This window comes from Pseudomonas sp. TE6288 (genome assembly GCF_054062095.1).
This window is the reverse complement of the sequence record NZ_JBSSEW010000004.1, coordinates 45,716-71,194: the sequence shown is the minus strand read 5'-3', so window position 1 is coordinate 71,194 and position 25,479 is coordinate 45,716. Positions and strand designations below refer to the sequence as shown.

The window sequence follows — 25,479 nt, the reverse complement described above, 5'->3', positions numbered from 1 at the left end:
GCATAACCGTGCACGCCAATGACCGGGCGTGGCGAGCGCCTGCGCCTGCCCGCCGCCCGACAGATCGAGGTCAGCCAACATGGCCAATTTCAGCAAGTCCGACCTGCAATTCATCCTCCAGCAGATCTTCATCGCCGAGGCCCATGCCAACGGCGCCAGCCTCATCGACCTGCTGCCCAACAGCCAGGTGCCGTTTGGCCTGCGCACCGTCGATGGCAGCTACAACAACCTGGTGGCCGGGCAAAGCGAATTCGGCGCCGCCGACAACGCCTTCCTGCGCCTGATGGATGCCCAGTACCGGGCGGCCTATGCCGGCACCGGCATGGTGGTCGACAGCCAGCCACGCATCATCAGCAACCTGATCGTCGACCAGACGGCCAGCAACCCGGCCGCGGTCGAGGCCAACGGCGGTGCTGCGCCGGTGCTCAGCCCCGGCATCGACGGGGTGTTCGGCACCGCGGACGACAAAGCAGTGTTCTTCATCCCCAACCAGTCGCCGGACGCTGGCCTGACCGCCGGTTTCAACGCCTGGATGACCTTTTTTGGCCAGTTCTTCGACCATGGCCTGGACCTGGTCACCAAGAGCAGCAGCGAGATCGTGTTCATCCCGTTGCAACCTGATGATCCGCTTTACGTGGCCAACAGTCCGACCAATTTCATGGTGCTGTCGCGTGCCGTGCGCACGGCTGGCGCCGATGGCGTGCTCGGCACCGCCGACGATGGCCAGCCCAACACTACCTCGCCCTTCGTCGACCAGAGCCAGACCTACAGTTCGCACCCCTCGCACCAGGTGTTCCTGCGCGAGTACGCCCTCGACGCGAGCGGCCATCCGGTGGCGACCGGGCGTCTGATTACCAATCGCGACCTGGGCGCCGATGGCAAGTTCGGCACCAGCGACGACGGCAATGCCGAGAATGGCGGCATGGCTACCTGGGCCGTGGTCAAGGCCCAGGCCCGCGACATTCTCGGCATCAACCTGACCGACGCCGACGTGCATCGGGTGCCACTGCTGGCCACCGACGCCTATGGCAACTTCCTGCGCGGGCCCAACGGCATGCCGCAGGTGGTGATCCGCGTGGGCAATGGTGCCGACGGCATTGCCGGGACCGCCGACGACGTCACCCAGCTGGTCGAAGGCAACCGCGCCGCGCCCATCAGCCTGGCCAATGCCGTGAGCACGGGCCACGGCTTCCTCGACGACATCGCCCACAACGCCGAGCCGGTGCTGGTGGGCGGAGTGCTGCAGGCCGACGCCGATACTACCGTGGGCAATGTCCAGCCCATGGGCCCGGGTGGCAACAACTTGAGCTACGACAACGAACTGCTCGACGCCCACTACATCGCCGGTGACGGCCGGGTCAACGAGAACATCGGCCTGACCGCCGTGCACCACGTGTTCCACTCCGAGCACAACCGCCTGGTCCAGCAGACCAAGGACACCGTGCTTGCCTCCGGCGACCTGGCGTTTCTCAACGCGTGGCTGGCCATCGACGTGGTCGCACTGCCCGCTACGCCCGCCGAGGTGGCCGCGTTGGTGTGGAACGGCGAGCGCCTGTTCCAGGCCGCCAAGTTCGGTACCGAGATGCAGTACCAGCACCTGGTGTTCGAGGAGTTCGCCCGTACCCTCCAGCCGCAGATCGACGAGTTCCTCGCGCCCAACGGCTACGACACCTCGATCAACCCGGCGATTCTCGCCGAGTTCGCCCATGTGGTGTACCGCTTCGGCCACTCGATGCTGACCGAGACCGTCGACCGCTTCGATCCGGCGTTCAACCCGATTCTCAGCGACCCGGACAACCCGGACCAGCAACTGGGCCTGATCGCCGCCTTCCTCAACCCGCTGGCCTTCGCCGGCAGTGGTGCCACCGCTGATGAAGCGGCCGGGGCGATCATCCGCGGCGTGACCCGCCAGCTCGGCAACGAGATCGACGAGTTCGTCACCGAGGCACTGCGCAACAACCTGCTCGGCCTGCCCCTGGACCTACCGGCACTGAACCTGGCGCGTGGTCGTGATACCGGTATCCCCTCGCTCAACGAGGCGCGGCGCGAGTTCTACGCGATGACCGGCGACAGCCAGCTCAAGCCCTATATCAGCTGGGTCGACTTTGCCGACCACCTCAAGCACCCGGCGTCGCTGGTCAACTTCATCGCCGCCTATGGCACCCATGGCACCATCACCTCGGCGGCGACTCTGGCCGACAAACGCGCCGCGGCGCTGGCGTTGGTGCTGGGGGGCAGCGGCGCACCCGCCGACCGCCTGGAGTTCCTCAATGGCACCGGCAGCTGGGCCAACGTGACCAAGGCCGGCAAGGACGGCGTGCTGGGCACCGCGGACGACCTGACCGGGGTGACGGTCACCGGGGTCGATGCCATCGACTTCTGGGTGGGCGGCCTGGCCGAACAGAAGATGCCCTTCGGCGGCATGCTCGGCTCGTCCTTCAACTTCGTCTTCGAGACCCAGCTGGAGGCCCTGCAGAACGGCGACCGCTTCTACTACCTGGCGCGTACCGCCGGGCTGAACTTCGGCGCGGAGCTGGAAAACAACTCGTTCGCCAAGCTGATCATGGCCAACTCGGATGTCACCCACCTGTCCAACACTGTGTTCCTGACGCCGACCTTCACCCTGGAGGTAAACCAGGCCAACCAGTTCACCGGGCTGGGCGGTGACGGTCGCGCCGACCCTACCGGCGGCCTGCAGATCAACGGCGTGGAGATCGTGCCGCTGGTGATTCGGGACAACCCAGATACCGTGGGGCCGGATGGCAACTACCTGCACTACACCGGCGAAGACCATGTGGTGCTCGGCGGTACTTCGGGCGACGACATCATCATCTCCGGCGAAGGCGACGACACGCTGTATGGCGATGGCGGCAACGACTATCTCGAGGGCGGCGCCGGTAACGACGCCGTCCTCGGTGGTGCAGGCGACGACATCATCACCGATGCGTTCGGCGACAACCGCCTGGAGGGCAACGCCGGCAACGATGTAATCGTGGCGGGCAGCATGCTTGCTGCCGGCAACCTGATCCTTGGCGGCGATGGCCAGGACTTCATCATCACCACCGAAGACATCAGCACCACCTTCGGCGGCCAGGGCGACGACTTCATCCTTGGCGCCAAGACCAACCTGCCGCCCACCGGCAACGAGGGCGACGACTGGATCGAGAAGGGCACCCAGGACGGCGCACCGGGCGACAACTTCGCGCCGCTGCTCACCGATGAAGTGGTGGGCAACGATATCTTCGTCGGTGGCGGCGGATTCGACGAAATGATCGGTGAGGGCGGCGACGACATCTTCGTCGGCAGCGATGCCCAGGACAAGATGGACGGCATGTCCGGCTTCGACTGGGTCACCTACAAGAACGACCAGGTCGGCGTCACCGCCGACCTGAGCCTGGCCGCGTTGGCGCAGCCCCATGGCAACGCGCCGAACCAGAACGCCGGGGTGTTCAACCCGGTCGGCGCCTCGCCGGCGTCGATCCTCGACCGCTTCGCCGAGGTCGAGGGCCTGTCCGGTTCGCGCTTCGCCGACGTGCTCAAGGGCGATGACGTCGATGCGGTGACCATCCTCAACCATGGCGGCACGACGGGCAGTGCTCTGAGCAATGTTGCGCTGATCCGCGGGTTGGCGCAGTTCCTTGCCGACGCCGGGCTGCCGACTACCGGCTTCGCCACCGGCAACATCCTGCTGGGCGGCAATGGCAGCGACTTGATCGAAGGCCGTGGCGGTGACGACCTGATCGATGGTGACAAGTGGCTCAACGTGCGCATCGCGGTCTACGCCGCGGATGACGTCGACCACACAGGGGCCGAGATCGCCAGCTTCGACAGCATGGTCGAGATGATCCCGTTCATGCTCGATCGCACCTACAACCCGGGCCAGCTCAAGGCCATCCGCGAGATCCTGCCCGGCACCTCGACCGGCGGCGCCGCCTTCGACACCGCGGTCTTTTCCGGGGTGCAGGCCGAGTACGCGGTGACCCAGGACACCCGTGGTACCGCCGACCTGGCGGACGATGTGTGGACCGTCACCGACACCGTGGCCGGGCGTGACGGCACCGATACCCTGCTGCATATCGAGCGCCTGCAGTTCGCCGATGCCCAGCGCGTGCTGGTGCCGGGGCTGAACGCGCAGCCGACCGGCAGCCCGAGCCTCAGCGACGGCAACGGTGGTGCGATCACCGTCGGCGATATCCTCAGCGTGAGCATGGCCGGCGTGCGTGATGGCGACAATGTCACGGCGGGCAACCCGCTGGGCACCCTGGCCAATGCCTCGGTGTCCTACTACTGGCAGTTCGAGGCCGATCCCGGCAGCGGCGTGTTCCAGGACATCATCCTGCTGCCGGCCGGCGACCTGGCGTTCCAGAGCGCCGATGGCACCGCGTTCAAGGTGTCGCCGGACCTGGCGGGGCTGTCGCTGCGGGTCAAGGCGATCTACCAGGATGGCCATGGCACCACCGAGGTACTGTTCAGCGCGCCCACCAGCGTGGTCGAGGCCGGTGCCCCCGTGGTGCCGACTGCGCCGACGCCGGTGGTCGATGCCAGTGCGGGGGGCGATGGCCTGCACATGGTCCGCTCCGACCTCAACTTCATCCTGGCCCAGATCAAGATCGCCGAGGCGGACGCCGCCGGGCACGACATCCTCTCGTTGATCCCCAACATCCGCGCGCCCCTGGGCCTGCGTGCGGTCGACGGCTCGAACAACAACCTGATGAACCTCAATGGCCACGACCACACCGGCTACGGCGCCGCCGACCATGTCTTCCCGCGTCTGACCGACCCTGTGTTCAACGCTGCCGAGGGCGCGCCCGCCGGGTTCTTCGGTCCGGGTTCGCCGGCCATTCCCGGCTCGTCCTACCAGCAGACCAGCGGCTACGTGTTCGACTCGCAGCCACGCACCATCAGCAACCTGATCGTCGACCAGACCTCGAACAACCCGGCGGCATACGCCAGTGCCTACGACCCCGGCGCCAACGGCGTGCTGGACTTCGGCACCCCCGGCAATGACGATCAGCTCAAGGACGGTGTGCGGGTGGTCGCCAGCCCGGGCATGGACGGCCAGTTCGGCACCAGCGACGACCATGATGTCTTCCTGTTCGAGAACACCTCGGCGGATGCCGGGCTGTCGGCGCCGTTCAACGCCTGGATGACCTTCTTCGGCCAGTTCTTCGACCATGGCCTGGACCTGGTCACCAAGGGCGGTTCGGGGACCATCTTCATCCCCCTGCAGCCGGACGATCCGCTGTACGTGCCAGGCGGCGCCGCCAACTTCATGGTGCTGACCCGAGCCACCAACCTGCCAGGGCCGGACGGCATCCTCGGCACCGCCGATGACATCCATGAGCACAGCAACACCACCACGCCGTTCGTGGACCAGAACCAGACCTACAGCTCGCACCCCTCGCACCAAGTGTTCCTGCGTGGCTACCAGCTCACCGCCAGCGGTCCCATCGCCACTGGCCGGCTGATCACCAACCGCGACCTGGGTAGCGACGGCAAGTTCGGTACCGGCGACGACAGCGAGATCGGTGGCATGGCCACCTGGAAGGTGGTCAAGGCCCAGGCCAACGACATTCTCGGCCTCCGCCTGACCGACGCCGACGTCGACAATGTGCCGCTGCTGGCCACTGACGCCTATGGCAACTTCATCAAAGGGCCGCATGGCTATCCGATGGTGGTGATGAAGGGCGCCGACGGCCTGGGCGGCACTGCTGACGACGTGCTGGTCGAAGGCAACCCGCTGGCGCCGATCGACCTGACCAACGCGGTGCGCACCGGCCACCAGTTCCTTGCCGATATCGCCCACAATGCCGTGCCAGTGTTCACCGGTGGAGTGCTGGCTCCCGACGCCGACGCTGCCATCGGCAATGCCGTGCCGGTCAACCCGCACACCGGCGCCAACCTGGCCTACGACAACGAACTGCTGGACGCCCACTACATCGCCGGCGATGGCCGGGTCAACGAGAACATCGGTCTGACGGCGGTGCATGCGATCTTCCACGCCGAGCACAACCGGCTGGTAGCGCAGACCCAGGACACCGTGCTCGACTCGGGCGACCTGGCCTTCCTCAACGAATGGCTGCTCGCGCCGGTCAGCGCCTTGCCTGTCAGCCAGGCAGAGGTCGATGCGCTGGTGTGGAACGGCGAGCGGTTGTTCCAGGCGGCCAAGTTCGGCACCGAGATGCAGTACCAGCACCTGGTGTTCGAGGAGTTTGCCCGTACCATCCAGCCGCGCGTGGACTTGTTCTTCGCCCCGACCCAGGTCTACGACGTCGACCTCGATGCCTCGATCGTCGCCGAGTTCGCGCACACCGTGTACCGCTTCGGTCACTCGATGCTGACCGAAACCGTCGACCGTTTCGACATCGACTTCAAAGTGATCGGTGACCCGACCAGCGCCAACCCCGAGCAGCAGCTCGGCCTGATCGCGGCATTCCTCAACCCGTTGGCGTATGCCGCCAGCGGCGTGACGCCGGAGGAGGCGACCAGCGCCATCGTGCGTGGGGTGACCCGCCAGGCCGGCAACGAGATCGACGAGTTCGTCACCGAGGCGCTGCGCAACAACCTGCTCGGCCTGCCACTGGACCTGCCGGCGATCAACATCGCCCGTGGCCGCGATGTCGGCATCCCATCGCTCAACGCCGTGCGCCGCGACATCTTCGGGCAGACCGGAGACACCCAGCTCAAGCCCTATACCAGTTGGGTCGACCTGGTGCAGCACTTGAAGCATCCGGAGTCGCTGATCAACTTCATTGCAGCCTATGGCACCCACGGCAGCATCACCTCGGCCATCACCTTGGACGACAAGCGTGCCGCGGCGCTGGCCCTGGTATTCGGCGGCGCTGGCGCGCCGAGCGACCGCCTGGACTTCCTCAACGGCAGCGGCACCTGGGCCAACGTGGCCCTGGCCGGCAAGGATGGGGTGATGGGCACTGCCGATGACCTCAAGGGTGTGACGGTGACCGGCGTCGATGCCATCGACCTGTGGATCGGCGGTCTGGCCGAGGCCAAGACGCCGTTCGGCGGCATGCTCGGCAGCACCTTCAATTTCGTGTTCGAGAACCAGCTGGAGAAACTCCAGGACGGCGACCGTTTCTACTACCTGGAGCGCACCGCCGGCCTGTCGATGAACGCGGAGCTTGAGAGCAACTCGTTCGCCAAGCTGATCATGGCCAACACCTCGGCCACCCACTTGCCGGGGCTGGTGTTCTCCGATCCCGGTTTCTACCTGGAACTGGATCGCGACAAGCAGTACAACGATGGCCTGGGCAACGCCGACCCGCTGGGTGAAAACGGCCAGCAAGTGGTGTTCCGCGACAGCCCGCTGACCGATGGCCCCGACAGCAACTACATCCGCTATGCCGGTGACCAGCACATCGTGCTGGGCGGCACCCAGGGCGATGACATCCTCGTTTCCAGCGAAGGTGATGACACGGTCTGGGGTGATGGCGGCAACGATCGTATCGAAGGGGGCTACGGCAACGACCAGCTGCGCGGTGGCGCCGGCGACGACATCATCAGCGACATGGGCGGCGACGACAACATCCAGGGCGGAGACGGCAACGATGTGCTGCATGGTGGCAATGGCGTCAACCTGATCATCGGCGGCTTCGGCAACGACTTCATCGTCACCGGCGAGGATGCCTCCGAAGCCATCGGCGGCCAGGGCAACGACTTCATCCTCGGCAGCAAGGCCAACGAGCAGGACATGGGCAACGAAGGCGATGACTGGATCGAAAAGGGTACCTCGGACGGGGCTCCCGGCGACAACTTCGACCCGCTTGGCAACGACCCGGTGATCGGTAACGACGTGTTCGTCGGCGGCAACGAGAACGACAAGTTCAACGGCGAGGGCGGTGACGACATCATGGTCGGCAGCCTCGGCTTCGGCGATCGCTACATCGGCGGCTCGGGCTATGACTGGGCAACCTTCAAGGGCCTGGCCCAGGGCGTGAGCATCGACTACAGCGACCGCTTCTTCGATGTGCCGCCGGTTCCGGGCTCGGGGGCCTCGGCGCTGGTGCGCTTCGACATCATGGAAGGCCTTTCGGGCTCGGCGCATGGCGACTTCCTGCGCGGCGACAACGAGGACGCCACCTCGCTGCCGACTGCCGGGGCCACCGGCAGCGTGCTCACCAACATCAGCCTGATCAACGGCTTGGCCGGGCTGCTGCGCGCCGGCGCGACCTTCTACGACGGCGGCAACATCATCCTCGGCGGCAGCGGCAGCGACCTGATCGAAGGGCGTGGCGGCGACGACATCCTCGATGGCGACAAGTGGCTGAACGTGCGCATCAGCGTGCGTGCCAACAACGACGGCAGCGGGGCGGAAATCGCTTCGTTCGACAGCATGGAACCGATGGTGCCACTGATGCTCAAGGGCACCTACAACCCCGGCCAGCTGGTGATCGTGCGGGAGATCCTCAGCGGTACCGACCAGTACGACACCGCGCTGTTCTCGGGCATTGCCACCGACTACCGTATCGTCATCGAGGGCAACACCGTGATCGTCACCGACACGGTGGTCGGGCGCGACGGCGCCGACCGCCTGACTGGCATCGAGCGCTTGCAGTTCGCCGACGGCGCCCTGGCCTCGGGCGTGGGCAGCGCCATCAACAACGGCCCTACCGGTCACCTGGCGATCGTCGACGATGCCAGCGGCCTGCGCGATGACACACCGGTCGCGGGCCAACTGCTGCGGGTCAGCAACCTGGCGGTGCACGATGCCGACAACCAGGGCGCGGGCAACCCGAACGGCGCGCTGAACGGGCCGGTGGCTTACTACTGGCAGGTCGAGAGCATCCCCGGCACGGGCGTGTATGAGGACATCACCTTCGTTGCCGCCGGCGAAGCCTCGCGGGTGACCGGCAGCACTTATCGGGTGGCGGACGATGTCGCCGGCCTGAACATTCGTGTACGTGCGGTCTACCAGGACGCCAAGGGCACTCTGGAGATTGTCGATTCGTCGGCCAACAGCGCGCCCAGCAGCGGGCCCGCCGTGGCCGGGCTGCTGGCGCAGAACCAGGTACTGACCGCCAACCCGGCTACCATCGTCGACGCCGATGGTATCGGTGGCGCGCCGTTCACCTTCCAATGGCAGATGAACAACGGTGGGGGCTGGCTTGACATCGGCGGCGCTACTGCCAGTACCTTTACCCTCGGCCAGCCCCAGGTCGGCCAGCATGTGCGGGTGCAGGTGGGCTACGTGGACACCTTCGGCGTGGCCGAGCGCGCCGCCAGCGACATCCTCGGCCCGGTGGCCAACGTCAACGACGCGCCGACCGGCGCGGTGCTGATCAGCGATACCACGCCGGACCAGGGGCAACTGCTGACTGCCTCAACCGCCGGCATCGCCGACCTCGACGGGCTGGGGGCCTTCAGCTTCCAGTGGCAGCAGGGCGTGGCTGGCAACTTCGTCAACATCGCCGGCGCCACCGCAGCTAGCTACACCCCGGGCTTCGCCCAGGGCAACCAGCAACTGCGGGTGATCGTGCGCTACACCGACGGCTTCGGCGCCCAGGAGACGGTGACCTCCGCGGCGACCACCGCGGTGCGCCTGCTGAGTGGCGTCACGCTGGTGGGTACCAATGCGGCGAATACCCTCACCGGTGGCGTCGGCAACGATGTGCTGCGTGGCCTGGGCGGCAACGACACGCTCAATGGCCTGGGGGCCGTCGACCAGCTGTTCGGCGGGGTGGGCAACGACATCCTCAACGGCGGCGACGACGATGACTTACTGTTCGGGGAGGACGGCAACGACACCCTCAACGGCGGCCTTGGCGCGGACGCCATGGACGGTGGCCTCGGCAACGACACCTTCGTGGTCGACAATGTAGGCGACAGTGTCATCGAGGTGGCCGGTGGCGGCACCGACCTGGTGCAGACCAGCCTGCTCAGCTACCAACTGGGCGCCAATGTCGAGAACCTCACCTACACCGGCAACGGCAACTTCGCAGGTTTAGGCAACGCACTGGCCAACACCCTCACGGGTGCTGCCGGCAACGACCGGCTCGATGGCGGGGCAGGTGGTGACCGAATGGTAGGCGGTGCCGGCAACGACACCTACATTGTCGACTCTGCCTCGGATGTGGTGGTCGAGGCAGGCGGTGGTGGTACCGACACCGTGCTGACCGCGCTGGCCAGCTACAGCCTGGGTGCCAACGTCGAGAACCTGACCTACACCGGCGTCGGCAATTTCGTCGGCACCGGCAACGGGCTGAACAACGTCATCACCGGCGGTGGCGGCAACGACACGCTCACCGGCGACGGCGGCAACGACACCCTTATCGGCAACGCGGGCAACGACACGCTCAATGGCGATGCCGGCAACGACCAGTTGATCGGTGGTCTTGGCGCGGACAGCCTCAACGGTGGTGGTGGCGATGACAGCCTCGACGGCGGTGACGGCAACGACACGCTCAATGGCGGCGTTGGCAACGATACGCTGCAGGCCGGGGCCGGCAACGACAACCTCGATGGTGGCGTCGGCATCGATGTGCTGGCCGGTGGCGATGGCGACGACACGGTGCTGGGCGGGGGCGGCAACGATGTGGTGCAGGGTGGCAACGGCAATGACTTCGTCGATGGCGGTGCCGGTGACGACATCGTCAGTGGCGGGGCTGGCAACGACACGCTGGTCGCCAACGACGGCAACGATATCTTCCAGTTCGCGGCGGGCTTCGGCACCGATCAGGTGTTCGGTTTCGACGCCGCCCCGGCAGGCGGCCAGGACCGGCTGGATATCACGGCACTGAGCATTACCGCGGCGACCTTTGCCGTCAGTGTCAGCATTGCCGATGTGGGTGCCGATACGCTGGTGAGTTTCGGTGGGCCTGACTCCATCCGCCTGGTTGGGGTGGGGGACGCGACCAGCGTGACGGCGGCGGACTTTATCCTGACGTCCTGAAGATGGTGTGTCACATCACAGGCATGCCTGCTCCTGCAAGACCAGGCATGCCGTGACAGCAGGCGCGTTTCAGGGTTTGTACGAAAAGTGCCCGAGCGGCTTTGCGTACAAACCCTGGAACAGACCTGCAACGCTCATCTTCGACACCTGCCGATGCCCTGCCGACTTTTATCTTTTTTTGACTTTTTTCAATGCTGAATCAATGTGTTGAGCACTTTAAAACAAGTCGAAACACTTTCCGCTCTGGTAATTTCCTACGCAAAAGGTAGTTTTTCTCCGACGCCGCCGAACCCCACTTCGACAGCGTGTTTGAAACAACTGTCTGTACCAGCAAGTACAAAAACAAATGGCCTGAGCAAGTTGGCGTGGTGGAACTGGATGCAACTTCCAAGTTTTGCCGGGGCCAGTGTTGTACCTGTGCGTGCGGGCAACCTTAGTTTGCCAATCATCAAGAAGGAACATGCATGATGACTTTCGAAATGGACATGATGAAAGCTGGTGTACGCCCTGATGCCCTGAAAGCCGGTGTTCGTCCGGATGCGCTCAAGGCCGGGGAGCGGCCGGATGCCATGAAGGCTGGTGTTCGGCCAGACGCGATGAAGGCAGGCGTGCGTCCTGACGCCTGATTGCTGCCAGAGCCGGCCACCGGGAACCGCCGGTGACCGGCTTATACAACCGTAACGTTGTTATTCATTGGCGCAAGGGAATGTCTGTCTATGTTTGACGTAAAGTTGTGGGATGGTTTTGACCAGAAGACCGCAAACGGGCGGGCGCCTTGCTTGTTTGAATCGGTCCTGCCATTGAGTGAAGGCTTTGCCGGGCCGCAAAAAGTAGAGCAAGCGTTTTATGCCCTGGCCGAGCAGACTTTGCGCGAAAGTACCGACTGCCGTATTCGGGTCTATGATGGCGAAGCACGCCGGGATGAACTTATCGACCAGGCCCATGAGCAGCCTCGCCTCGACAACGAGTCGCTGGTCGCCTTCATGCAGCGCCTCACCGGCAAGCAACGCTTCAGCCTGGTGATCAACAACCTTGAACAAATCAGCCCGCAACTGGCGGCAGACTTCGGTCGCTTCATCCGCTCGTTCTTCGAGTTCCGCGGCATGCCGATTGGCGGCGTGGAACAGGCCGCATTCTGTGGCAACTATGCCGGCACGGCCTTCGGTATCCATGAAGGCTTCGAGCATGCCTTCCTTTGCCACCTCGGCCCCGGGGTGAAGGACTTCTATTGCTGGACCCGTGAAGAATACCTGGCCCTCGCCGGAGGGCGTGCACCGACCTTTGCCGATGCCGGCGCCTACGAGGCGTTGCTCAAGACCGGCAAGCTGTTCGTGCTCAAGCCTGGTGACGTGTTGTATCTGCCTGCCTCGGTCTATCACATTGGCCGGCAGGACCAGTATTCCGTGTCGGTGGCGCTGCCGTTCTATACCTATCCGCTGACCCGGTTTCTCGCTCGCCGGGTGATCCCCGACCTCAGTGAGCAAAGCCTGCCGTTCGATCAGGAAGGCATTTCGGCACTGCTGCCATTCGGCAGTCGCAACCCGCTGCTGTTACCGCTCGGGCAACTGCTCGACGATACATTGCGGCGCTGGAGCGACGGTGCGCTGCCGGAGTACCTCGGCTATCACTGGCATCGCCTGGTCAGCAATGGTGGTTGGGAGCTGCCGCGGGCCATCTCGGCCCAGGTGCGCGAGGAACGCCCTTTGCACGAGCCGCTGGCGCTTACGATAGGGCAGCATATTCGGTTGCGCGAACCGTTCCGCATCAGTCAGCAGGCGGCGTTAGGTTGTGCTGTTGGACAGCGGCGGGTCTTCGCTGCCGCGCGCAGCGTGGTGCTGGACGACCCTGACGGCAGCCATGGGGCATGGCTGGAGCAACTGAACAACCATGATGCCCTGCAGGTGCTTACCGAGCAGCAGTGTGTGGTCGGCCAGGTGCTCTCGCGCACCGGCTGCCTGGAAGCGTTCTGAACATGAACAAGGAGCGTTGAGCATGTACCGAGACTTTCCCAGCCTGGTGGATGATGACCTCGACCAGGCAAGCGCTACCCGCCAGGTGTTCGAGCAAGCGATTGGCCAAGGCCACGCAGTCATCACCGGGCAAAGCCTTATCAGCGAACATTTCGACCCATTGATTGCCCGTGTCTACCAGCAGATCTGGCAGCGGGTCGGCCCGTTGCAACTGAGTGCGGACGAGGCGCGCCTGTACATCGGCGAACTGTCGGTGTTCGCCCGCTACAATTCGACCTTGCTGTTGCGGGCGGCCGACACAGTGCGCGGCTTCTGTCCGGAGCTGGCCCAGGAACTGACACGCAACTACCTGGAGGAGGGCGGCGAGCGCGGCAAGCTGCCGGCACACTATGTGGTGTTCAGTGGTGCGTTGATCGCCGACCTTGGTCTGCGTGTCAACGGCTGGATGCCCAGGGCGGCCTCCACCCGTAGCCTGGTTTCGTTGATCGACGTGCTGGCGTGGTCGCACTGCCCCTCGACCATCCTTGGCATGTACTACGCCACCGAGGCGGTGGCTATCGCCGAGACCCGCCTGCTGCAGGCCATCACCGACCGGCTCGGGTTAGTGCTGGGGCGTGGCTGCGGCGCCGATCTCCCCCGGTTGCACGATTATTACCGCATGCACCTGGATGAAGAGCATGCCGCAGCCAACGGCAAGGTGGCGGTGGAGCAGGGGCATCAGGACGGCATTGCCCATTTCATTCGCCAGGCTCCGCTGTTCGGCTTCCTTCAGCCGCAGGTGATCGACGGCTTCCTGCAGATGCTCAACCCCTTCGTCGACCAGTGGGTGGAACTCAGTGCCATGGTCGACGCGGCACGCGATGGCAAGGAGCCGGTAGCCCGATGAAAACCACCGTCTACAAAGGCGGCTGCCTGTGCGGCCGCATCCGCTTCATCGCCACTGGCGTGCCGCGTTTTCCGCATACCTGTTCGTGCAGCATGTGCCAACGCCACTCGGGCAGCTTGACGCTGTGCTGGGTGGAGTACGACAAGGACGCCGTGGAGTGGGTGGGAGAGGGTGGCATGCCGGCCCTGTACCGCTCTTCGGAGCACTCGAGCCGGGCGTTCTGCCCCACGTGCGGTAGCAGCATCGGCGCCATCGACGACGCGCCCACCGTGGGCCTGTTGCTGGGCTGCTTTGACGCCAAGGGCGACAAGGCGCTGCGTCCGACCTCCCACTCGTTCACATCGTCCCGTCCACGCTGGTGGAAGATCGACCCCCAACCCTGAGCTGACTGCGGGCCGTGTGCGGCCCGCCACAAGGAGTGTGCATGTCCCCCGACACCCATCCGGTGCTCTACAAGGCGCTGATGCTGCGGCGTATCCGCCAGATGCTCGACAGCGCAGGCTACCTCGAGATCATGACCCCCATCCTGCGGCGTTATCCCGGTGATGCCGACCGTCCTCGCCTGCAGTTGAGCGATGGTCGCTGGCTGCGGGAATCCTCGGCCTTTGCCTTGCGTTGCAACCTGCAATACGCGCCGGCGGTCTACGAACTGGCGGCGTGCTTCCGGCCGGATGCGCTGGATGCCACCCACCTGCCCGAATTCACCATGCTCGATCTCTATCGCCAGGATGCCAGCCTTGGTGAAATGTTGGACCTGGCTTGCCGGCTGGTGCAAGCCTTCTATCCGGGGCCGATCCAGGTGCTGTCGTTCGCCAGCCACTTGCGTGATGACCTGGGCATCGACTTGTTCGCCGATCCGGCGGCCGGGGATGCGCTGGTGCGAACGTTCCGCCAGCTGTATGACGAGCCGGATATCTCGCCGCTGTGGTTGATCGACCGCTACATCACCGAGCAGATCGAGCCTTTGTCGCGTGGCTGCTGCATGGTGGTGACCGACTTCCCGCTGCTGCCGGAGGTACGTGCCAGGCGGCGTGACGGCGCTGGCGCGATCGTCGAGCGTTTCGAGATACTCATCGATTGCGTGGAAGTGGTCCACGGCTATACCGACGAGGACGACCCGGACCGCTTCGAGTCCCAAGCCGGTCACCTGGCCAGTTTCGGCCCTGAGGACGCGATCATGTGCGCCTTGATGCGCGACGGCAGCGTACCGCCACGCAGCGCCGGTTTCGGCATCGGGATCGAGCGCTTGTGTCGCATGGGGTTGGGGCTGGACAGCGTCGAGCCGCTGCGCACCTCACTACCTTTCACCGCACCCTAGGCCAGTTCAGCGAGGACTTGCGATGCCGACGCTCGAACAACTGTTACCCATGGCGCTGCTTGCCGCGCTGATCCTGGTGGTGCCGGGGCCTACCAATACCTTGCTGTTCTCGGCTGGCCTGCAGGTTGGCCTGCGCCGCGCCTTGCCCCTGGTCGGCGCGGAGGCGGCAGGCTATGGCCTGTCGATACTGGCCTGGGGCAGCGTCCTGCTGGTGGTTGCGGCTGATCGGCCCTGGCTGCTGAGTGGCATGAAATGGCTGTGCGCGCTGTACCTGCTGTGGCTGGCGATCAAGCTATGGCGTTGTGGCGCGGCACGCCTGGTGGCGGAGCGACGCAGCGCGGGGCGTTTCGAGGTGTTCCTGGCGACCTTGCTCAACCCCAAGGCCTTTCTGTTCGCCAGTAGCGTCTTTCCGCTGTCGGCGTTCCATTCGGTGCAGCAGTTTGCCTGGTTCATGGGGGTGTTCCTGCTGGTGCTGGTCCCGATCGGCAGCCTGTGGACCTGCCTCGGCCACCTGCTGACCTTGCGCAGCGCCTGGTCTATGCATGCTGGCACTTTCCTGCGCACAGCCTCGGTGATGCTGATGCTGTTTTCTGCCTCGATCGCCTACTCCACGCTGGACGGGACGGACGAGCGCGCCGAGCAGGTGGCGCTGGGCCGTATCCTGCTGCCCATGGCCTGACCCATGAACCCCGCTAAGGAAGCGCACCATGCTCAACACACTGTGCACTGGCCTGCTGGCTGGTGTGTGCAACCTGCTGCTGACCGGACTGGCCAGTGCTGCCGGTAGCCTGACGCTGTACAACTGGGAGAGTTACACCAGCCCTGAGTTGCTGGCCAGGTTCGAGCAGACCCACGGCATCAAGGTGCGGCTGATCGAGTACCGCACCAGTGAAGCGGCGCTGGCCGAGTTGCGCGAGGGCAAGATAGAGGCGGACCTGGCGGTGGTCGCCAGCAACTTTCTGCCCGCCTGGCGCGAGGCGCGCCTGCTGCGGCCAAGCGAGGCGGCTAGCCTGGCCAACTTCCGGCATGTCCAGGCCGCCTGGGCCGATCCGCCATTCGACCCACGGCGCGAGCATTCGCTGCCATGGGCCTGGGGTGTGGTGGGTGTGACGGTGCATGCCGACCGCTACAGCGGTGACATCGATACCTGGTCGGTGGTCCTGGACCCACCGACGGCCTTGGTCGGCACCATCAATATCGGCGCCGACCTCAACGAAGTGATCTACGCCGCGGTGCGCCTGCATGGCGGGCGCATGTGCGAGGCCGATCCCGTGCTGATGGCCAAGGTGCGGACGACCTTGCTCAAGGCGAGGCCGGCCTGGAAGGCGCTGGACTACGGCAGCGTGGCAATGATGGCCAGCGGGCATTTCCAGGCAAGCATCGACTGGAACGGCGCGGCCCTGCGCCAGCGCCTGGCCAATGCCCACATTCATTTTGGCCTGCCGCGCGAGGGGACACAGGTGTTCAGCGACAGCCTGGTACTGCTGGCGCAGGCGCGCAATGTGGAGAATGCGCGGTTGTTCATGGACTTTGTGCTCGAGCCGCGCAATGCCGCGCTCAATTCGACGTTTCACGGCTATGCCACAGGCATCGAAGGCGCCGATGCTTTTCTGCCCGAGCACCTGAAGACAGCGCCCGAGCTGAATATCCCTCAGGCGGTGCTGGACAACGCTGAGTTCACCTTGGCCTGCCCGCCTGCGGTACAGGCGCGCTACGCCAGCCTGTGGGAAGAGTTGCAGCGCTGGCCGGCAAGCGCTGCGCTGCGGTGAGATCAGCGTACTGCTCGACGAAACAATCCGCCTTGCCCGCCAACATCACTATACGTCCGCCGGTTGCTCCACTTCATCCACGTAGGCCTCGAAGAACCAGTCGGGTATATCTTCATTGCGGTACTCCAGTTGCACGCCATCGGTGATTTCCGCCAGCCACACCGCGCTCTGCCCGGAGTTGTCGAACACATAGGCACGATGGCTGGCGGCATGGCCTCCGGGAGCAGGTCGAGGGAGCGCTCGTAACGGCTGCGCACCAGATCGTCCCTGACGGGATGGCCGCCAGCCCGCACGCGAATGGCGACCCGCTCGATATTGATCCGCGGGTTTTCGGTCGAGACGAAATAGAGGTAGGTGCGATAGCCCTGGGCTTGTGCCATGCGCATGAATTCGATCTTGCTTGGGTGCGACATGACGCTTTCGAAGGTGAAACTCTGCTTCGCTTCCAGCAGACGCTGGCGGATGAAGTCGGCGATCACCGAGGCGAAGTACGAGTCCACTGGCACTGCACGGGGCTCACTGTTTCCCCAGACCGCGTAGTCCGTTTCCCAAACCTGAAACGGGGCCGTGGAGCGGCCCCGCTGCTCCGGTGTCGGTCTTCAGAAACCGAAGTCGCTCAGGCCCGGGTGATCGTCCGGACGGCGCCCCAGTGGCCAGCGGAACTTGCGCTCGGCTTCGCTGATGGGTTGTTCGTTGATGCTGGCGTGGCGATTGCGCATCAGGCCGTCCTCGGCGAACTCCCAGTTCTCGTTGCCGTAGGCGCGGTACCACTGGCCGCTGTCGTCGCGGTACTCATAGGCGTAGCGCACGGCAATGCGGTTGTCGGTGAAGGCCCAGAGCTCCTTGATCAGGCGGTATTCGAGCTCGCGGTTCCACTTGCGGGTGAGGAAGGCCTGGGCCTCTTCGCGGCTGCTGCAGAATTCGGCGCGATTGCGCCAGTGGGTGTCGGTGGTGTAGGCCAGGGCCACCTTGGCGGCGTCGCGGCTGTTCCAGCCGTCTTCGGCAAGGCGGACTTTCTCGATGGCGGTTTCACGGGTGAACGGGGGCAGTGGTGGGCGGGACATCGTGGTCAATCCTCAAGGTCGGTGGGCTTGGTTTGCAGAACCGAGAGTAGTCCGGTCGGCTGGCGGGGAGAATCGGTGCCCTGGGCACTTCATAATTGCTCTTGGAGGAACAATCCCGCCTGGCACGCCTGTCTATAGTTACCCCAGACATTCGCTGGAGCCCGCCATGACCCTGATCAGCCGCGAACCCTGGTGGCTCGTCCCGCCCAAGCCCGGGCAGACCGAGCAGGACCTGCACTGGGGCTACCTGGAAATCTACGCCGACGGCCGTACTGTGTTCGTCGACCAGCGACCCAGTGAGCGGGAGCTGGCCGAACGCAAGAGTTGCCGTAACTTCCCCGACGCCGAAAAGCCCTGAGTCAGCCTTCGAGCTGGGCCAGGCGCGCCTCCAGCGCCGCCACCCGTGCTTCCAGCGCCTCGATGCGCTCGTCCGCCGCGCTGGCGCGCGTGCCGCCTTCCTGCTGGCGGGCAGCGAGGATCGCCTCGATCTCGGCCGGGTCGCCCAGGGCGTGGGTGTAGCGGTCTTCGCGCTGGCCGGCCTGGCGCGGCAGGTGCAAGGCCAGGCCCCGCGAGACCAGGCGCTCGAGCTGGTGCTGGACCTGATCGACATCCTCGAATTCATGCAGGCGGTTGCTGCGGGTCAGCAGTTCGCTGAGGGTCTGTGGGCCACGCAGGAACATCAAGCCCATCAGCACAAGCTGCGCCGGCACCAGCTCCAGGCCCTTGTCCACCCGCTGTTCCCAACGGTCGGCGCGGCTGCCCATCTGCAGGCGGGCCATTTCCTGGTTCTCCAGGGCGCGCAGGGCCTGACCGACCTGGCCGGGGGAAAGGTTCATCACCGGTTCACGGCTGGTCTTCTGGTTGCAGGCCAGGACCAGGGCATTGAGGGTCAGGGGGTAGGTTTCCGGGCTGGTGGCCTGTTTCTCGATCAGTGAGCCGAGCACGCGGATCTCGATGCTGTTGAAACGGCCTTCGCGGGAGGTTTCGTGTTCTGACATGGCCCTGTCTCATTGCGAGGAAAAGGCCACTAGCCTAGGTAAAGCGCCGGGCTTAAGCAATCACCGCTGGCGTCGCCGGCCGTGCCAGCTCCCCTGTGGCATGGGAGCTGGCACGGCTGGGGCTTCAGGTGCTGGGCCGCTCCATGGCCTGGCAGGCCGCGGCGGTGAACAGCACGTCGGTCGAGGAGTTCAGCGCGGTCTCGGCCGAATCCTGCAGCACGCCGATGATGAAGCCGACCGCCACTACCTGCATGGCAATCTCGCTGGGGATACCGAACAGGCTGCAGGCCAGCGGGATCAGCAGCAGCGAGCCACCGGCCACGCCCGAGGCGCCGCAGGCGCAGACCGCGGCCACCACACTGAGCAGCACCGCGGTCGGCAGGTCGACCGGGATGCCCAGAGTGTGCACGGCGGCCAGGGTGAGCACGGTGATGGTGGTTGCCGCACCGGCCATGTTGATGGTCGCGCCCAGCGGGATCGACACCGAATAGGTGTCCTCGTGCAGGCCGAGTTTCTCCGACAGTGCCAGGTTGACCGGGATGTTGGCTGCCGAGCTGCGGGTGAAGAACGCGGTGATGCCGCTCTCGCGCAGGCACAGCAGGGTCAGCGGGTAGGGGTTGCGGCGGATCTTCCAGAATACGATCAGCGGGTTCATCACCAGCGCCACGAACAGCATGCAGCCGATCAGCACGGCCAGCAGGTGCAGGTAGCCAAGTAGTGCATCCAGCCCTGACTGCGCCAGGGTGGCGCTGACCAGGCCGAAGATGCCCAGCGGGGTGAAGCGGATCACCACGCGCACGATCAGGGTCACGCCGTTGGACAGGTCCTCGACCACGGTGCGGGTGGTGTCACCGGCATGGCGCAGGGCCACGCCCAGGCCGATGGCCCAGGTCAGCACGCCGATGAAGTTGGCATTGAGCAGTGCGTTTATCGGGTTGTCGACGGCGCTGAGCAACAGGTTCTGCAGCACCTCGGTGATGCCGCCGGGCGCGCTCAGCGTGGCCTCGCCGGTGCTCAGCACCAGGTTCGACGGGAACAGCATGCTGGCCACCACGGCCACTACCGCAGCGGCGAAGGTGCCCAGCAGGTACAGCCAGAGGATCGGGCGGATATGGGTTTCCTGGCCATGGCGATGGTTGGCGATCGAGGCCATCACCAGGATGAACACCAGGATCGGCGCCACGGCCTTCAGGGCGCTGACGAAGACCTTGCCGAGGAACCCCAGGTCGCGGGCCACGGCGGGGGCGAGCAGGGCCAGGGCAATGCCGGCCACCAGGCCGATGCAGATCTGCGTCACCAGGCCGGTGCGGTTGATGAGGCGGAGGATGGGGGTCATGTGCAGCGCAATCCAGTTACGTGAAAGCGCGCGACTTTACCACAGACCGCGCTGGCTCCTGTAGGCGCGGGCCTACCAGTGAAACAACTCCCGCCGCGCGCCTTCGGTGATCGCCAGGATCCCCGGGTGCTTGACCTTGCGCTCCACCGATATGGCGTAGAACGACTCGTTCACCGCCTCGGTCTGGCCGATCAGGCGCACGCCGTACTGGCGGCAGACCTCCTCGGCGATCACGCTGGGGGCCACGAAGATGCCGCTGCCCGATTGACCGAAGGCCTGCATCAGCGCGCTGTCGTCGAATTCGCCGACGATCCGCGGCTGTACCTGCTGCTCGGCCAGCCAGCGCAACAGGCGGCTGCGCAGCACGGTTTCCTGGCCTGGGATCAACAGCGGCGCGTCGTCCAGGCAGGCGGGGAAGGGGCGATCAAGGCGCTCGGCCAATGCCTGAGTGGCAAAAAAGCTCAGGCCGCACTCACCGAGCTTCTGGCTGTAGCCCTTGATGCCCAGGTGGCTGGGCATGGGGCTGTCGGAAATCACCAGGTCCAGACGCTGGATCGCCAGGTCCGCGAGCAGGCGTTCGAGCTTGTCCTCGCGGCAATTGATGCGCAATACCTCCTCCAGCTCCATGGTCGGTGCCAGCAGGCGATAGACGATGGACTTGGGCACCACATCGGCCACCCCCACGCGAAACAGGATCTGCTCCTGCGGCCCGGCGCGCAGCATGGCCTCCAGCTCGCCGCCGATCTGGAACATCTGCTCGGCGTAGGCCAGGGCCTGGCGCCCGGTCTCGGTCAGCTCCAGCTGGCGCCCGACGCGCTGGAACAGCTCCAGATTCCAGGTCTGCTCGAACAGGCTGATCTGGCCACTGATGGTCTGCGGCGTCAGGTTGAGCTGTTCGCTGGCGCGGGCGATGCTGCCGGTCTTGGCCACAGCCCAGAAATAGTGGAGCTGGCGATAGTTGAGCATGCCTGCCTCGATTCGGAAAAATCGAAGTATACACGCTGAAAATACGAATTTTCCGGATGTTTCAGTCCCTCTAGAATGCCACCCCATCAGGCGCATGACGCGCCGCCCGGCATTCGACAAGCGAGGACCTCATGCTACAACTCAAATCCATTGGCACACCGCTGGTACTGGCACTGGCCCTGTTTGCCATGTCCGGTTGCGACCAGGCCGAGAAATCCGCCCAGCAGATGCTTGACCAGGCGGCTGAAACGGCCAAGCAGGCCATCGACAAGACCAATGACGCCGCCCAGCAGGCCTTGAGCGACGCGATCGGTGGCGATGGCGAGAAAGCCAAGGCCGAAGACGACAAGAAAGACACCCAGGACATCTGAGAGCAGGACTGACCAATGGAATATTTGCTGGAACTCGCCGCAAGCCCCACCGCCTGGGTAGCCCTCGCCACCCTGGTGGCCATGGAGGTCGTGCTGGGCATCGACAACCTGATCTTCATCTCCATCCTCACCAACAAGCTGCCCGAGGCCTATCGTTCCAAGGCGCGGCGCATCGGTATCAGCATGGCTCTGGTCATGCGCCTGGCGCTGCTCAGCACCGTGGCCTGGATCGTCCAGCTGACCGAGCCTGTGGTCGAGGTGTTCGGCCACACGTTCTCGTGGAAGGACATGATCCTCATTGCCGGTGGCCTGTTCCTGCTGTGGAAGGCGACCAAGGAGATCCATGAAAGTGTCGACCCACATGGCGCCAAGGAAGAGTCCAAGGCCGGCCACGTCGTGACCATCGGCTTCACTGCGGCGATCTTCCAGATCCTGCTGCTGGACATCGTCTTCTCGATCGACAGCATCATCACCGCCGTGGGCATGACCGAGCACCTGCCAATCATGATCATCGCCGTGATCAGTGCCGTGATCGTGATGCTGGTGGCCGCCGACCCGCTGGCCAAGTTCATCAACGACAACCCGACCGTGGTGATGCTGGCCCTGGGCTTCCTGATCATGATCGGCATGACGCTGATAGCCGAAGGCTTCGGTGCCCATGTGCCGAAGGGCTACGTATACGCTGCCATGGCGTTCTCTACCGCGATCGAGATCCTCAACATCATGGCCCGCCGGGCGCGCTTGAAGCGTGAGGCTACCGAGGGCTGATCTGGCGTGAACCATCGCGGGGCCAGCCCGCCGCCACAGGACATGGATCTTGTGGTGGCGGGCTGGCCCCGCGATGCGTTTCAGGAAAACTTCAGCTCAATGGGCCCCGGCATGCCGACGCGCACGGCGCACAGGTTGTGGTTTGACCAGGGCCTCAGGGGGCAGGTGATGTGGGTGTGCATGCCGGCGCACGATGCGCAGTACGCCCCAGAGCATGGCGGCTGCGACGCTCAGCCACATGCCGACCAGCATTAGAATCGCCATTGTCAGGCTCATGCGTGCCTCCTTCTCTCTGGCAAGCCAGGCTCGCCATCCAGACACTGCTTTAGTCTAGCCTGTCGGCTGTGACGTTCCATTGACCGAAGGTCTAGTCCTTGGGCCGTTTCGTTCCAAGCCCGCATCGGGCTATACCCGCAGGCGCCGGCGTCCTATGATCGGCTTCTTGGCCGGGCGCTGCCTGCCTGGCCGCGGAACAAGCGAGTGTCCACGTTGCAAAAGCTCTCCAAGTTTCGGGCCCAGGGCCCACGTCGCCTGCTGGCCGCCTGCCTGGTGGCGGCGACCCTGTCCGGCTGCGCCGGCACGCCACCGGCCGCGCTCAAGGGCCTGCCGCAGCGGGTCGAGATCAGCAGCGTTCCCTTCTACGGCGGCAACGCCAACCACAGTGGCTCGATGGCCCTGGCCGCCGTGCTGTCGCAGCAGGGCGCACCGATCACGCCGGGCCTGCTCGACAAGTCGTTGGGCCTGCCTGCCGCCGCCGATTCGTTGGAAGCCGGCATCCCTCGGGTTGCCCGTGAATACAGCAGGGTCGTCTACCCGCTGGACAAACACCTGGATGCCTTGCTCGCCCAGGTGGCGGCCGGTTACCCGGTGCTGCTGCGTTATCAGGAAGGTTCGGCGTGGTGGAGCGAGCCGCGTTATGCCGTGCTGATTGGCTATGACCGCTACAAGCAGCGGGTATTGCTGCGCTCGGGCATGCACCGGCGCCAGTTGATGGCTTTCGACGATTTCGAGTCGGCATGGGGCAAGGAGGGGCGTTGGGCGGTGCTGGTGCAATCGCCGCGACAGTTGCCGGCCCAGGTGGATCGCCAGCGCTGGCTGCAGGCAGCGGATGAACTGGCCCGTTCGGGGCAGGAGATCGCGGCGAAGCAGGCTGTCATCAGCCTCGGACGGTGAGGCTGAAATGATCGCGGGGCAAGCCCGCTCCCACAAGATGGCCTTGTGGGAGCGGGCTTGCCCCGCGATGGCTTTACATCAGAAGCCCAGGCGATCGCGCAGGCTGTAGTACCAGGCACCGATGGCGCTGAACGGCACACGCAGCATCTGGCCACCCGGGAACGGGTAGTGCGGCAGGCCGGCGAACGCGTCGAAGCGCTCGGCCTGGCCGCGCAGGGCCTCGGCCAAGACCTTGCCGGCCAGGTGGGTATAGGTGACTCCGTGGCCCGAGCAACCCTGCGAGTAGTAGATGTTGTCGCCGATGCGGCCGACCTGCGGCAGGCGCGACAGGGTCAGCAGGAAGTTGCCGGTCCAGGCGTAGTCGATCTTGACGTCCTTGAGCTGCGGGAAGGCCTTGAGCATCTTCGGGCGGATGATCGCCTCGATATTTGCCGGGTCACGCGCACCGTACACCACGCCACCGCCGAAGATCAGGCGCTTGTCGCTGGTCAGGCGGTAGTAATCGAGCAGGTAGTTGCAGTCCTCGACGCAGTAGTCCTGCGGCAGCAGGGTGCGGGCCAGTTCTTCGCCCAGCGGCTCGGTGGTGATCACCTGTGTGCCGCAGGGCATCGACTTGGCAGCCAGCTCCGGTACCAGGTTGCCCAGGTAGGCGTTGCCGGCGACGATGATGAATTTGGCGCGCACCTTGCCCTGCGGGGTATGTACCACCGGGTTGGCGCCACGCTCGATGCGCACGGCCGGGGTTTGCTCATAGATGATGCCACCCAGCGACTCGACCGCGGCGGCTTCGCCCAGGGCCAGGTTCAGCGGGTGGATGTGGCCGCCGCTCATGTCGAGCATGCCGCCTATATAGCTGTCGCAGGCCACCACTTCGCGGATGCGCTTCTGGTCCATCAGCTCCAGCTGGTTGTGGCCGAAGCGTTCCCACAGGCGTTTTTGCGATTCCAGGTGGCCCATCTGCTTGCTGGTCAGCGCGGCGAACACGCCGCCGTCCTTCAGGTCGCACTGGATGTTGTACTTGGCCACGCGCTCACGGATGATGCGCCCGCCCTCGAAGGCCATCTGACCGAGCAGTTGCGCCTGCTTAGGGCCGACGGTGCGCTCGATGACATCGATGTCGCGGCTATAGCTGTTGACGATCTGGCCACCGTTGCGGCCCGAGGCGCCGAAACCGACCTTGGCGGCCTCGACGATGCTCACCTTGAAGCCGTTCTCCAGCAGGAACAGGGCGCTGGACAGGCCGGTGTAGCCGGCACCGATGATGCATACATCGGTTTCCACCTCACCCTGCAGCGCCGGACGTGGCGGCACCGGGTTGGCCGAGGCGGCGTAGTAGGACTGGGGGTAGGGGGTGTTAGCCATGCTCGAGGGACCTCGTGTTTTATATTTTTAACGAATGTACCGATGCTATCAATAATAATAAACACCCGCTAGTCGTCCGGTGAAAATCCTTTACGCCCCCCTGAGCCTCGACCTTTCTATAAATAGTTTAAGATTCAGTAGCTTAGCGTGAAAAAAACAGTTGACAGGGTATCTGGATCGGGTAGAATGCGCCCCACACGACAGGCACATAGCTCAGTTGGTTAGAGCACCACCTTGACATGGTGGGGGTCGTTGGTTCGAGTCCAATTGTGCCTACCAAATCAGAAGAGGGCGATCCGCAAGGATCGCCCTTTTTGCTTTTGGTCGCTTCCAGCGGGCGAGCCGTATGCGAGATCGGCCGGTAAAAGCCTTGCCCGCAGGTCACTGGGGCGGTTCGGATAAATTTCGCAAAGTTTTTGATTTTTTTGAAAAAAACGCTTTACAGGTGCGCAGTCGATCACTAATATGCGCACCACACGACAGGCACATAGCTCAGTTGGTTAGAGCACCACCTTGACATGGTGGGGGTCGTTGGTTCGAGTCCAATTGTGCCTACCAAATCAGAAAGGGGCGATCCGCAAGGATCGCCCTT

Annotated in this window: 19 protein-coding genes, 2 tRNA genes and 1 pseudogene; 14 read left to right on the top strand and 8 right to left on the bottom strand. The window is 64.6% G+C overall.

The features are described 5' to 3' along the window. Nucleotides 1-79: 79 nt before the first annotated feature. The 8 genes from ACVWY1_RS05125 to ACVWY1_RS05090 all read left to right on the top strand — a co-directional run bounded on the left by ACVWY1_RS05125 (nt 80) and on the right by ACVWY1_RS05090 (nt 16,849). Nucleotides 80-10,906, top strand: a complete 10,827-nt coding sequence (locus ACVWY1_RS05125; protein ID WP_457377877.1) for a peroxidase family protein — start codon at nt 80-82, stop codon at nt 10,904-10,906. Nucleotides 10,907-11,370: 464 nt separating this feature from the next. Then, nucleotides 11,371-11,532 (top strand): hypothetical protein, encoded by a 162-nt coding sequence (locus tag ACVWY1_RS05120; RefSeq protein ID WP_173862437.1) that lies wholly within the window; start codon nt 11,371-11,373, stop codon nt 11,530-11,532. A 153-nt stretch (nt 11,533-11,685) separates the two neighbouring features. After that, nucleotides 11,686-12,876 (top strand): cupin domain-containing protein, encoded by a 1,191-nt coding sequence (locus tag ACVWY1_RS05115; protein ID WP_277503399.1) that lies wholly within the window; start codon nt 11,686-11,688, stop codon nt 12,874-12,876. 22 nt (nt 12,877-12,898) lie between these two features. Further along, nucleotides 12,899-13,762, top strand: a complete 864-nt coding sequence (locus ACVWY1_RS05110) for a DUF3865 domain-containing protein (RefSeq protein ID WP_277503400.1) — start codon at nt 12,899-12,901, stop codon at nt 13,760-13,762. Further along, nucleotides 13,759-14,145, top strand: coding sequence for a GFA family protein (locus ACVWY1_RS05105; RefSeq protein ID WP_102683342.1), 387 nt, complete (start codon nt 13,759-13,761; stop codon nt 14,143-14,145). Before ACVWY1_RS05110 ends, ACVWY1_RS05105 begins: the two co-directional genes overlap by 4 nt. 41 nt (nt 14,146-14,186) lie before the next feature. Then, nucleotides 14,187-15,080: an amino acid--tRNA ligase-related protein gene (locus ACVWY1_RS05100; protein ID WP_457377876.1), complete on the top strand. Its 894-nt coding sequence runs from the start codon at nt 14,187-14,189 to the stop codon at nt 15,078-15,080. Between the two features lie 22 nt (nt 15,081-15,102). After that, nucleotides 15,103-15,759, top strand: a complete 657-nt coding sequence (locus tag ACVWY1_RS05095; protein ID WP_457377875.1) for a LysE family translocator — start codon at nt 15,103-15,105, stop codon at nt 15,757-15,759. Nucleotides 15,760-15,787: 28 nt separating this feature from the next. After that, nucleotides 15,788-16,849: an extracellular solute-binding protein gene (locus tag ACVWY1_RS05090; RefSeq protein ID WP_457377874.1), complete on the top strand. Its 1,062-nt coding sequence runs from the start codon at nt 15,788-15,790 to the stop codon at nt 16,847-16,849. Nucleotides 16,850-16,897: 48 nt separating this feature from the next. Here ACVWY1_RS05090 and ACVWY1_RS05085 read toward each other — a convergent pair whose 3' ends face one another. The 3 genes and pseudogenes from ACVWY1_RS05085 to ACVWY1_RS05075 form a co-directional block, all read right to left on the bottom strand. Beyond that, entirely contained in the window at nt 16,898-17,038 is a 141-nt protein-coding gene (locus ACVWY1_RS05085) for a hypothetical protein (RefSeq protein ID WP_457377974.1), read from the bottom strand. Nucleotides 17,039-17,187: 149 nt separating this feature from the next. Beyond that, a pseudogene (locus ACVWY1_RS05080) lies at nt 17,188-17,328 on the bottom strand (hypothetical protein); the annotation flags it as partial. A gap of 120 nt (nt 17,329-17,448) precedes the next feature. Then, on the bottom strand, nt 17,449-17,913 hold the full coding sequence (locus ACVWY1_RS05075; protein WP_046856235.1) for a nuclear transport factor 2 family protein: 465 nt from the start codon (nt 17,911-17,913) through the stop codon (nt 17,449-17,451). 166 nt (nt 17,914-18,079) lie between these two features. Here ACVWY1_RS05075 and ACVWY1_RS05070 point away from each other — a divergent pair, with 166 nt between their 5' ends. Next, nucleotides 18,080-18,271 (top strand): hypothetical protein, encoded by a 192-nt coding sequence (locus ACVWY1_RS05070; RefSeq protein WP_023631521.1) that lies wholly within the window; start codon nt 18,080-18,082, stop codon nt 18,269-18,271. 1 nt (nt 18,272) lies between these two features. Here ACVWY1_RS05070 and ACVWY1_RS05065 read toward each other — a convergent pair whose 3' ends face one another. The 3 genes from ACVWY1_RS05065 to nhaR all read right to left on the bottom strand — a co-directional run bounded on the left by ACVWY1_RS05065 (nt 18,273) and on the right by nhaR (nt 21,213). Next, nucleotides 18,273-18,911 carry a YceH family protein gene (locus tag ACVWY1_RS05065; protein ID WP_277503404.1) on the bottom strand — a complete coding sequence of 213 codons (639 nt, stop codon included), beginning with the start codon at nt 18,909-18,911 and terminating at the stop codon, nt 18,273-18,275. A 124-nt stretch (nt 18,912-19,035) separates the two neighbouring features. Then, nucleotides 19,036-20,247, bottom strand: coding sequence for a serine/threonine transporter SstT (gene sstT / locus ACVWY1_RS05060; RefSeq protein WP_457377873.1), 1,212 nt, complete (start codon nt 20,245-20,247; stop codon nt 19,036-19,038). A 72-nt stretch (nt 20,248-20,319) separates the two neighbouring features. Then, a complete protein-coding gene (gene nhaR, locus ACVWY1_RS05055) occupies nt 20,320-21,213 on the bottom strand; it encodes a transcriptional activator NhaR (protein WP_110698522.1) in 894 nt (297 codons plus the stop codon). Between the two features lie 131 nt (nt 21,214-21,344). On the opposite strand from nhaR, the gene ACVWY1_RS05050 reads away from it, so the two are divergent. Then, the gene (locus tag ACVWY1_RS05050) at nt 21,345-21,584 is read left to right on the top strand and encodes a hypothetical protein (protein ID WP_102683333.1); all 240 of its coding nucleotides are present in this window, start codon (nt 21,345-21,347) and stop codon (nt 21,582-21,584) included. Between the two features lie 15 nt (nt 21,585-21,599). After that, nucleotides 21,600-22,352, top strand: coding sequence for a TerC family protein (locus ACVWY1_RS05045; RefSeq protein ID WP_277503405.1), 753 nt, complete (start codon nt 21,600-21,602; stop codon nt 22,350-22,352). A 96-nt stretch (nt 22,353-22,448) separates the two neighbouring features. Here ACVWY1_RS05045 and ACVWY1_RS05040 read toward each other — a convergent pair whose 3' ends face one another. Then, nucleotides 22,449-22,628, bottom strand: a complete 180-nt coding sequence (locus tag ACVWY1_RS05040) for a hypothetical protein (protein ID WP_277503406.1) — start codon at nt 22,626-22,628, stop codon at nt 22,449-22,451. A gap of 204 nt (nt 22,629-22,832) precedes the next feature. On the opposite strand from ACVWY1_RS05040, the gene ACVWY1_RS05035 reads away from it, so the two are divergent. Further along, on the top strand, nt 22,833-23,525 hold the full coding sequence (locus tag ACVWY1_RS05035; RefSeq protein WP_277503407.1) for a peptidase C39 family protein: 693 nt from the start codon (nt 22,833-22,835) through the stop codon (nt 23,523-23,525). Nucleotides 23,526-23,603: 78 nt separating this feature from the next. On the opposite strand, the gene ACVWY1_RS05030 is transcribed toward ACVWY1_RS05035, so the two are convergent. Next, the gene (locus ACVWY1_RS05030; RefSeq protein WP_102719452.1) at nt 23,604-24,887 is read right to left on the bottom strand and encodes an NAD(P)/FAD-dependent oxidoreductase; all 1,284 of its coding nucleotides are present in this window, start codon (nt 24,885-24,887) and stop codon (nt 23,604-23,606) included. 202 nt (nt 24,888-25,089) lie between these two features. Here ACVWY1_RS05030 and ACVWY1_RS05025 point away from each other — a divergent pair. Together ACVWY1_RS05025 and ACVWY1_RS05020 are read left to right on the top strand one after the other, a co-directional pair. After that, nucleotides 25,090-25,166 (top strand) — tRNA-Val (locus tag ACVWY1_RS05025). Between the two features lie 202 nt (nt 25,167-25,368). Further along, nucleotides 25,369-25,445: transfer RNA gene (locus tag ACVWY1_RS05020), tRNA-Val, on the top strand. Nucleotides 25,446-25,479: the final 34 nt, after the last annotated feature.